The 8,634-nt window shown below is 68.1% G+C and carries 8 protein-coding genes; 2 read left to right on the top strand and 6 right to left on the bottom strand.

Annotation, left to right across the window (positions count from 1 at the left end; genetic code table 11):
- Positions 1–221 precede the first annotated feature (221 nt).
- Both EJO66_RS19305 and groL read left to right on the top strand, forming a co-directional pair.
- On the top strand, positions 222–512 hold the full coding sequence (locus EJO66_RS19305; RefSeq protein WP_018907465.1) for a co-chaperone GroES: 291 nt from the start codon (positions 222–224) through the stop codon (positions 510–512).
- Positions 513–542: 30 nt separating this feature from the next.
- Positions 543–2,195 carry a chaperonin GroEL gene (groL, locus tag EJO66_RS19300; protein WP_028259335.1) on the top strand — a complete coding sequence of 551 codons (1,653 nt, stop codon included), beginning with the start codon at positions 543–545 and terminating at the stop codon, positions 2,193–2,195.
- 71 nt (positions 2,196–2,266) lie between these two features.
- Here the strand turns inward: groL and xylB are convergent, their stop codons facing one another.
- From xylB to dalD, 6 genes are read right to left on the bottom strand one after another with little or no spacing between them, the layout of a single operon-like run.
- A complete protein-coding gene (gene xylB / locus EJO66_RS19295) occupies positions 2,267–3,739 on the bottom strand; it encodes a xylulokinase (protein ID WP_124957465.1) in 1,473 nt (490 codons plus the stop codon).
- A 45-nt stretch (positions 3,740–3,784) separates the two neighbouring features.
- Positions 3,785–4,723, bottom strand: coding sequence for an AraC family transcriptional regulator (locus EJO66_RS19290; protein WP_124957466.1), 939 nt, complete (start codon positions 4,721–4,723; stop codon positions 3,785–3,787).
- Between the two features lie 12 nt (positions 4,724–4,735).
- A complete protein-coding gene (locus EJO66_RS19285; RefSeq protein WP_124957467.1) occupies positions 4,736–5,704 on the bottom strand; it encodes a carbohydrate kinase family protein in 969 nt (322 codons plus the stop codon).
- Between the two features lie 20 nt (positions 5,705–5,724).
- Positions 5,725–6,396: a transaldolase family protein gene (locus EJO66_RS19280; protein ID WP_124957468.1), complete on the bottom strand. Its 672-nt coding sequence runs from the start codon at positions 6,394–6,396 to the stop codon at positions 5,725–5,727.
- A gap of 28 nt (positions 6,397–6,424) precedes the next feature.
- The gene (locus EJO66_RS19275) at positions 6,425–7,213 is read right to left on the bottom strand and encodes an L-iditol 2-dehydrogenase (protein ID WP_124957469.1); all 789 of its coding nucleotides are present in this window, start codon (positions 7,211–7,213) and stop codon (positions 6,425–6,427) included.
- Positions 7,210–8,601 (bottom strand): D-arabinitol 4-dehydrogenase, encoded by a 1,392-nt coding sequence (gene dalD, locus EJO66_RS19270; protein WP_185738263.1) that lies wholly within the window; start codon positions 8,599–8,601, stop codon positions 7,210–7,212. Before dalD ends, EJO66_RS19275 begins: the two co-directional genes overlap by 4 nt.
- Between the last annotated feature and the right edge of the window lie 33 nt (positions 8,602–8,634).

The raw sequence follows: 8,634 nt of genomic DNA, 5'->3' as shown, positions 1-8,634 counted from the left end.
TGGCAATCAACAGAGAAAAGTTCAGAGTTAGCTGAGAACCGACAACCGACGCCCGCTTCTTCCGCATCCACCCCGCCCCCCGGCCTTGAAAGTCCGCCGATTGCCCTTATGATTAGCACTCGCTGCTGTCGAGTGCTAACAAGCCTCGCTTCCAGTCGATGGGCCGCCGGTCTTTCCCGCCGGCGCCCGACCACAACCCCGTTTCTTATCCAGGAGATGCAATGAAACTTCGTCCTTTGGCCGATCGCGTGATCGTCAAGCGTGTTGACAGCGAAACCAAGACCGCCTCTGGCATCGTCATCCCCGACGCAGCCGCCGAAAAGCCCGATCAGGGTGAAGTCCTGGCCGTGGGCCCGGGCAAGCGCACCGACAAGGGCGACCTGACCGCACTGACCGTCAAGGTCGGCGACCGCGTCCTGTTCGGCAAGTACAGCGGCCAGACCGTCAAGGTCGATGGCGACGAACTGCTGGTCATGAAGGAAGACGACCTGTTCGCGGTCGTCGAGAAGTAATCCATCCATCCCCATTCGGAGTAATAAAACATGGCAGCAAAAGACGTAGTCTTCGGCGGCGAAGCCCGCGCACGCATGGTCGAGGGTGTCAACATCCTCGCCAACGCAGTCAAGGTGACCCTGGGCCCCAAGGGCCGCAACGTGGTGCTCGAGCGCTCGTTCGGCGCCCCCACCGTCACCAAGGACGGTGTGTCGGTCGCCAAGGAAATCGAACTCAAGGACAAGCTCCAGAACATGGGCGCCCAGCTCGTGAAGGAAGTGGCCTCCAAGACTTCGGACAACGCCGGTGACGGCACCACCACCGCGACCGTGCTGGCCCAGGCCATCGTTCGCGAAGGTTTCAAGCTGGTGGCTGCCGGCATGAACCCGATGGACCTGAAGCGCGGCATCGACAAGGCCGTCACGGCCCTGGTCGCCGAGCTGAAGAAGGCCTCCAAGCCCACCACCACGTCGAAGGAAATCGCTCAAGTCGGCTCGATCTCGGCCAACAGCGACGAAACCATCGGCAAGCTCATCGCTGACGCGATGGACAAGGTCGGCAAGGAAGGCGTGATCACCGTGGAAGACGGCAAGTCGCTGGACAGCGAACTCGATGTCGTCGAAGGCATGCAGTTCGACCGCGGCTACCTGTCGCCCTACTTCATCAACAACCCCGAGAAGCAATCTGCGCTGCTCGACAACCCCTTCGTGCTGCTGTTCGACAAGAAGATCAGCAACATCCGCGACCTGCTCCCCACGCTGGAACAAGTCGCCAAGGCTGGCCGTCCGCTCCTGATCATTGCCGAAGAAGTCGAGGGCGAAGCCCTGGCGACCTTGGTCGTGAACACGATCCGCGGCATCCTGAAGGTCGTGGCCGTGAAGGCACCTGGCTTCGGCGACCGCCGCAAGGCCATGCTGGAAGACATCGCCATCCTGACGGGCGGCAAGGTCATCGCTGAAGAAGTGGGCCTGACGCTCGAAAAGGTGACCCTGGCCGACCTGGGCCAGGCCAAGCGCATCGAAGTGGGCAAGGAAAACACCATCATCATCGACGGTTCGGGCGCTGCGGCCGACATCGAAGCGCGCGTGAAGCAAGTGCGCGTGCAGATCGAAGAAGCCACGAGCGACTACGACCGTGAAAAGCTGCAAGAGCGCGTGGCCAAGCTGGCCGGCGGCGTGGCAGTGATCAAGGTTGGCGCTGCCACCGAAGTCGAAATGAAGGAAAAGAAGGCTCGCGTGGAAGACGCCCTGCACGCCACCCGCGCTGCAGTGGAAGAAGGCGTCGTGGCTGGCGGCGGCGTGGCTCTGCTGCGTGCCAAGCAAGCCGTGGGCGACTCGATCAAGGGCGACAACGCCGACCAGGACGCCGGCATCAAGCTGGTGCTCAAGGCCATCGAAGCACCCCTGCGCGAAATCGTGAACAACGCCGGCGGCGAAGCCTCGGTGGTGGTGAACGCTGTGTTGGCCGGCAAGGGCAACTACGGCTTCAACGCTGCGAACGACACGTACGGCGACATGCTCGAGCTGGGCATCCTGGACCCGACCAAGGTGACCCGCACCGCGCTGCAGAACGCAGCATCGGTGTCCTCGCTGCTGCTGACGACCGAAGCCATGGTCGCCGACGCACCGAAGGAAGAAGCCGGTGCCGGCGGCGGCATGCCCGACATGGGTGGCATGGGTGGTATGGGCGGCATGGGCATGTAATGCCCGGCTGAGCACTGCTCACCCACAAGAAGGGCCGCGAAAGCGGCCCTTTTTTATTGCACGTCGTGAGATTACTGGAATTGGCGTTGCAGCGCGACGTACAGCCCCTGGAATCGCGCATGCCGCGTGCTGTGCAAATCCACATCGGCCACCGACGGCACGAGCTGCTGCCTGACCGGCGGCAGCGTGCACACCTCGCCCACAGCACCTCCATCGGCCAGCCAGGCAAGGCGAGCTGCCCCCAGAGCCCCACCCGTCTCACTGCCCACGTACAGCGTGAGCGGCACCTCGAAGATGTCGGCCAGCAACTGGCCCCACCAGACGCTGCGCGCGCCGCCGCCCACCAGCGCCACTTCGCGCAGCGGCATGCCGGCCGGCAGGCGCAAGGTGTCGAAGCCGTCGCGCAGCCCGAAGCTCACGCCTTCGGCCACGGCATAGGCGATCTCCGCCGGCCCGTGCGCATGCGTCAGCCCGAACAGCACGCCCTGCGCGTTGGGGTTGTTGTGCGGCGAACGCTCACCGGAAAGGTACGGCAGGAACAGCGGGCAGCGCGCACGCTGCGCGGGCGCGACCGACGCCGCCGCTTCGAGCAGCGCGGCCTCGTCGGCGAACCTGAAGGTCCTGGCGGCCCAGCTCACGGCGCTCGCGGCCGAGAGCATCACCGACATCTGGTGCCAGCGCCCGGGCAGCGCATGGCAGAAGGCATGCATCGCCTGCGCGGGGTTGGGCAGGAAGCAGTCGGTCGAGACGAACACCACGCCCGACGTGCCGAGCGACACGAAGCCTTGCCCAGACTCCACCAGCCCCATGCCCACGGCGCTGGCGGCGTTGTCGCCCGCGCCGCCGGCAATGGGCACCGCGCCGCCGTTGCCCACGCCCCAGCGCGCGGCCAATTCGGGCTTGAGCTGCGCCGACACTTCGCTGCCTTCGACCAGCCGCGGCATGTGGCCGCGCGTGAGGCCGGTGGCCGCGAGCAGCTCGTCGGACCAGTCGCGTGCGCCCACGTCGAGCCACAGCGTGCCGGCCGCATCGGACATCTCGCTGACGGCCTCGCCGCTGAGCATGAAGCGCAGCCAGTCCTTGGGCAGCAGCACGCGCGCCGTGCGGTTGAAGATTTCGGGCTCGTGCTCGCGTACCCACAGCAGCTTGGGCGCGGTGAAGCCGGGCATCGCGAGGTTGCCCGCGATCTCGCCCAGGCGCGGCACGGCGCGCGCGAGCACCTCGCACTGCGGGCCGCTGCGCCCGTCGTTCCAGAGGATGGCGGGGCGCAGCACCTCGCCCGCGGCGTCGAGCAGCGTGGCGCCGTGCATCTGCCCCGACAGGCCGATGGCGCGCACGGCTAAGAGCGCCTCGGCATGCGTGCCCCGCAGTTCGCCCATGACCTGTTCGAGCGCCTGCCACCACTGGGTCGGCGCCTGCTCCGACCAGAGCGGCTGCGGCCGATCCACCGTGAGCGGCGCGCGTGCCACGCCGACGATGCGGTGATCGGCGGCGAGCAGCAGCGCCTTGAGCTCGGACGTGCCGAGGTCGAGTCCCAGATACACGATGGTGCTCCCTGATTGGTGCCTTGAAAGCGCTTGGCCTCGATGTCAGCCGAACCGCGTGTCGGCCTGGCGCCTGAACTCGCTCGGCGTCATGCCCTTGATCTCGAGGAAGCGCCGGTTGAAGTTGGCCACGTTGTTGAAGCCGACCTGGTAGCAGATGTCGGTCACGTAGTGGTCGGTCTGCATCAGCAGGTGGCAGGCGCTGTTGATGCGCACGCGGTTGACGAAGTCGGTGAAGCTGTTGCCCGTGGAGCGCCGGAAGAAGCGGCTGAAGCGGCTTTCGCTCATGCCGAGCTCGGCCGCCACGTCGGACATGGAGATCGGCTCCGCCATGTTGCTGGTGATGCGGTTGACGATGTCGTTGATCTGGTCGACCTGCGCATCGCCCTCGACGCCGTGCGCACCCTGCATCTGCACGCTCGAGAGCAGCCGGTAGTCGGTGCATTGCGCGAGGTCGGCCATGAACTCGAGGAACAGCCCGAGCCGGCGCACGCCGCGCGCGGCCTTGATGTTGTCCCAGTGCGCCTGCGCCTGCTGCGACATGCCGAAGAACTCGATGCCGTGCCGCGCGCGTTCGAACAGCTGCATCACCTCGCGCAGCTCCGGGATCTCGGCCGCGGCGCGCTCGATGGGCTCGTGGCGGAACTGGATCACCCGGTCGCGCCCCGCGGCGCCGCCTTCGGGCACGTCCAGCGAGATCCAGTTGTGCGGCAGCCGCGGCCCGCAGAGCACGAGGTGCCCGGGCTGGAACGGCCCGATCCAGTCGCCGATGAAGGCCTTGCCCGAGGTCTCGGTGATCAGGTGCAGCTCGTAGTCTTCATGGAAGTGCCATCGCACCAGCGGGCTCGGGAAGCCGTGCGCCAGGCAGCGCACCAGGCCGGTTTCGGGGGCCTCGTAGCCCAGCGACGGGGAGCGCGCGATGTCGCGCTCCAACTCGGGCTGGCGCTGACGGGGAATCGAGCGTTTGCGTGTGGACGTTGTCATGGCAGCACGGGGTCAGGGCCGGGAAGCGACGGCCTCATTGTCTTCCGGCGCCAGCGCAGCGTGAACCGCGTCGAGCGTGGGCGGATCGGCGCCTTCGCGGGTGCAGTTGAGTGCGGCGGCGGTGGCGGCGAAGCGCATCACCTCGCGCCAGGCGTCGTCGCCGAGCGTGCCGAGCTGGGCCGGGTGCTCGACGCCGTGCGCGAGCAGCGCCACCGAGAGCCCGGCCGTGAAGGTGTCGCCCGCGCCGATGGTGTCGACCACCTTGACCTGCGGCGCCGCCACGGCGAGCGGCGCGTGTCCCGTGCGCCAGAGCGTGGCGCCTGCGCCGCCGCGCGTGACGACCACGGCATGCGCGCCGGCCTGGAGGCACTCCGCGGCCAGCGCGTCGACCGGCTGGCCGGGGGCGAGCAGTTCGGCGTCCTCGTCGCTGAGCTTGACGAGGTCGGCCATGGCCAGCCAGCCGGTCACGCGCTCGCGATAGGCAGCCATGTCGGGAATCAGGCTGGGCCGCACGTTCGGGTCGAACACGATCACGCGGCGCCCGGCATTGGCCGTGACCAGCTCGGCAATGCGCGTGGCGGCCGGCTCCTGCAGCAGCGAGATCGAGCCGAAATGAAGGAAGCGGCACTCCGCCGGCAACTGCGGCAGCGGCTCGGGCGCCCAGGTGGCGTCGGCGCTGCCGCGCGTGTAGAAGGCATAGCGGTTGGTCTGCGGCGTACGCTCGACGAAGGCCAGCGTCGACGGCGCATTGCTGCGCAGGATGAAGCTGGTATCGACGCCGTTGCGTTCGAGAAAGCGCATCAGCCGCTCGCCGAACAGGTCGGTCGACAGCTGCGTGAGAAAACCGGTGGGCTGGCCCAGGCGCGCGCAGGCCACGGCGGTATTGAGCGGCGAACCGCCCTCGTGGCCCAGGAACGCGAGCGTGCCGGCCTCGCTGGCGGTGAAATCGATGAGGGCTTCGCCCGTGAGTGCAATGCGCATGATTCTCGGATTCTCTTCTGTCAGGGCAAGGCGCGCGCATCGGCCAGGAAGCCGCACTCCGCGGCCAGCGTGGCGGGATGGTCGAGCAGCTCGGCAAAGAGGCGCGGCGGAATCGTGATGGCGCCCACGCCCAGCGCCAGCAACGAAAGATAGGCCTCGCGCGAGCGGATGCTGGCGACCAGCAGGCGCGTGCCGGACGAAGGGCGCCGCGCCACCAGCGCCTGCATCTGCGCGATCAGCGCCAGTCCATTGACGCCGGCGTCGTCGAGCCGCCCGAGGTACGGCGCTGCGTAGGCCGCGCCCAGCTGCGCGGCAAAGTGCGCCTGCTCGGGCGCATACACGGCGGTCCAGGTGACGGGCATGCCTTGCGCGATGAGCCGCGCGCCGGCGTCCAGGCCCTGGCGCGTGGCGGGAATCTTCACGACCAGCTGGCCCCGGTCGAAGTGCGAGAGCAAGGCGGCCGCGTCGTCGAGCATGCCGTCGACTTCGCTGGAATACACCTGCGCCTGCACCTGGCGTGCACCCAGCTCGATGCAGCGCTTGAGCAGACCGGGCACTTCGCCGCGGCCGATGCCGGCGCGCTTGAGCAGCGTGGGATTGGTCGTCACGCCATGCACCACCGGGTGCGGCAGGCAGGCCTGCAATTCAGACAGGTCGGCGCTGTCGAGGTACAGATGGAAGTCTTCGTTCATCACTTTTTTGCAAGCATGCAGAAAACCATCAACTCATGACGTTGCCGCCATCGACATTCAAGGTCTGCGCCGTGATGTAGCGCGCCTCGTCGCTGGCCAGGAATACCGCCGCGCCCGCGATGTCGGCCGGCACGCCCATGCGGCCGAGCGGTACCTCCAGGCCCACGCGGCGCTTCTTCTCGCCCGGCGGCAGCCCCTGGGCCTTGGCGAACAGGCTGTCGACATGGTCCCACATCGGCGTGTCGATCACACCGGGTGCAATGCCGTTGACGCGGATGCCGTGCGGCGCCATGGCCAGCGCGGCACTCTGCGTGTAGCTGATGACGGCCGCCTTGGTCGCGCAGTAGTGCGACACCAGCGCCTCGCCGCGCCGTCCCGCCTGCGAGGCCATGTTGATGACCGACGCACCCTGCGTGCCGGCCTCCACCATGTGGCGCAGCACGGCCTGCATCACGAAGAACATGCCCTTCACGTTGACGGCAAAGAGCCGGTCGAACGAAGCCTCGTCGCTGTCGAGCAGCGGCGCCAGGTCGAACACCGCGGCGTTGTTGAACAGCGTGTGGATCGGCCCGAACGCGACCTGCGCCTCGGCCAGCATGTGCGCGATGGCCTGCGTATCGGTCACGTCGGCCGCGATGTAGGCGAGCTTGTCGGGGCGCTGCTGCTGCAGCGCACGCACGGCCTCGGGCGCCGCCGCCGCGCGGTCGATCACGCTGCAGCGCGCGCCCTCGGCAATGCAGGCCTCGGCCACGGCCAGGCCGATGCCGCCACCGGCGCCGGTCAGCAGCACGTGGCGGTTCTTCAAACGTTCGCTCATGTCGTTGCTCCAGGTTTCAGGAAACTTGTCACGCGCGCGCTCGCTGCGCGCACCGCGCCCACCAGCCGCGCATCGCCCGCGGCGGCGCCCCACAGTGCGGTGTCGGAGCACAGCGCGAACACTGGATCGGCGGCATCGCAGATCGCGTGCGCCACGGCCTCGTCCATGCCCTGGTCCTGGTAGGCATAGGGCAGCGCCCCGCGATGCCAGCGCTGCAGGAAGGCGAGGAACAGCGCGGGCAGCATCGCGACGCTGTCGATCGGCTGCCTCGCGGCGAGCCGCTCGCGCACCGTGGGCGCGATGAAGCCCGGGATCTTGGAGAAGCCGTCGGCCGCCACGCGCTGGTTGGTGTCGCGGATCGCGGGGTTGCCGAAGCGGTCGAGCACCACGTCGCGGTAGGCCGCGAGGTCGATCGGGCTCGGGCTGAGGCACGGGATCACGTCGTCGGTGACGTAGTCGAAGGCCATCTTGCGGATGGCCGCGTCGTGCGTGCCTTCGTGGATGAAATTCAGCCCCGCCAGCGTGCCGGCCCAGGCGATGCAGCTGTGCGTGGCGTTGAGGATGCGGATCTTGGCCTCTTCGTATGGCTGCACCGACTCGACCAGCTCCACGCCCACGCGGCCCCAGTCGGGCCGGTCGGCTGCGAAGTTGTCTTCGATCACCCACTGGATGAAGCTCTCGCCGGTGATCGCGGCCGCATCCTCGCGCCCCGTCGCGGCCTTCACGCGCGCGCGCAGTTCGGGCGGCGGGCGCGGCGTGATGCGGTCGACCATCGCGTTCGGGCAGGCGATGTTCGCCTGCACCCATGCCAGCAGATCGGCATCGCCCGCGCGCTCGATGAATTCGAGCAGACCGGCACGGAAGCGATCGCCGTTGTGGCGCAGGTTGTCGCAGTTGAGCAGCGTGACCGCGCCGGCCTGCGCGGCCTTGCGCGCACGCAGGATCGCGCAGACGGCGCCGTAGATGGTCACGCCCTCGGCCGGGGCATCGCCGCGCCGCGCGCGATCGATATCGGCCGCGAGATCGGCGAACGACAGGTCCAGCCGGCCCTTGGTGTCGAGGTAATAGCCAGCCTCGGTCACAGTGAAGGACACGATGCGCGTGGACGGCGCCGCGCCGCGCGCAACCACCGCGGCCAGCGAGGGCTCCCACGACAGCACTTCGCGGATGGCCTCGATCTGTTCGTAGCGGTACTCGCCGGCCGGCGACACGGTTTCGAGCGTGTAGCGCCCGCCCTGCGCCTGCAGCGCGGCGACGACCTCGGCCATGTCGGGCCGGATGTTGGCGCCCGAGAGCGACCAGCGGGTGTCGCCCGCATCGATCAGCCGCTGCAGGTAGACGGCCTGATGAGCCCGATGGAACGAGCCGAGTCCAAGGTGAAGCACCATGAACTCCGAAGGAGCCGGGGGTGGAGTTGGCGC

This window comes from Variovorax beijingensis (assembly GCF_003951285.1).
GTDB classification, from domain to species: domain Bacteria; phylum Pseudomonadota; class Gammaproteobacteria; order Burkholderiales; family Burkholderiaceae_C; genus Variovorax; species Variovorax beijingensis.
Note: the sequence above shows the minus strand (reverse complement) of the source record. Positions and strands in the feature narration are given on the sequence as shown.

Excerpts from the sequence above, each read along its gene's own strand:
- EJO66_RS19275 (WP_124957469.1), bottom strand. The coding sequence starts at position 7,213 with ATGAGCGAACGTTTGAAGAACCGCCACGTGCTGCTGACCGGCGCCGGT.
- EJO66_RS19280 (WP_124957468.1), bottom strand. The coding sequence starts at position 6,396 with ATGAACGAAGACTTCCATCTGTACCTCGACAGCGCCGACCTGTCTGAA.
- EJO66_RS19285 (WP_124957467.1), bottom strand. The coding sequence starts at position 5,704 with ATGCGCATTGCACTCACGGGCGAAGCCCTCATCGATTTCACCGCCAGC.
- groL (WP_028259335.1), top strand. The coding sequence starts at position 543 with ATGGCAGCAAAAGACGTAGTCTTCGGCGGCGAAGCCCGCGCACGCATG.
- dalD (WP_185738263.1), bottom strand. The coding sequence starts at position 8,601 with ATGGTGCTTCACCTTGGACTCGGCTCGTTCCATCGGGCTCATCAGGCC.
- EJO66_RS19290 (WP_124957466.1), bottom strand. The coding sequence starts at position 4,723 with ATGACAACGTCCACACGCAAACGCTCGATTCCCCGTCAGCGCCAGCCC.
- EJO66_RS19305 (WP_018907465.1), top strand. The coding sequence starts at position 222 with ATGAAACTTCGTCCTTTGGCCGATCGCGTGATCGTCAAGCGTGTTGAC.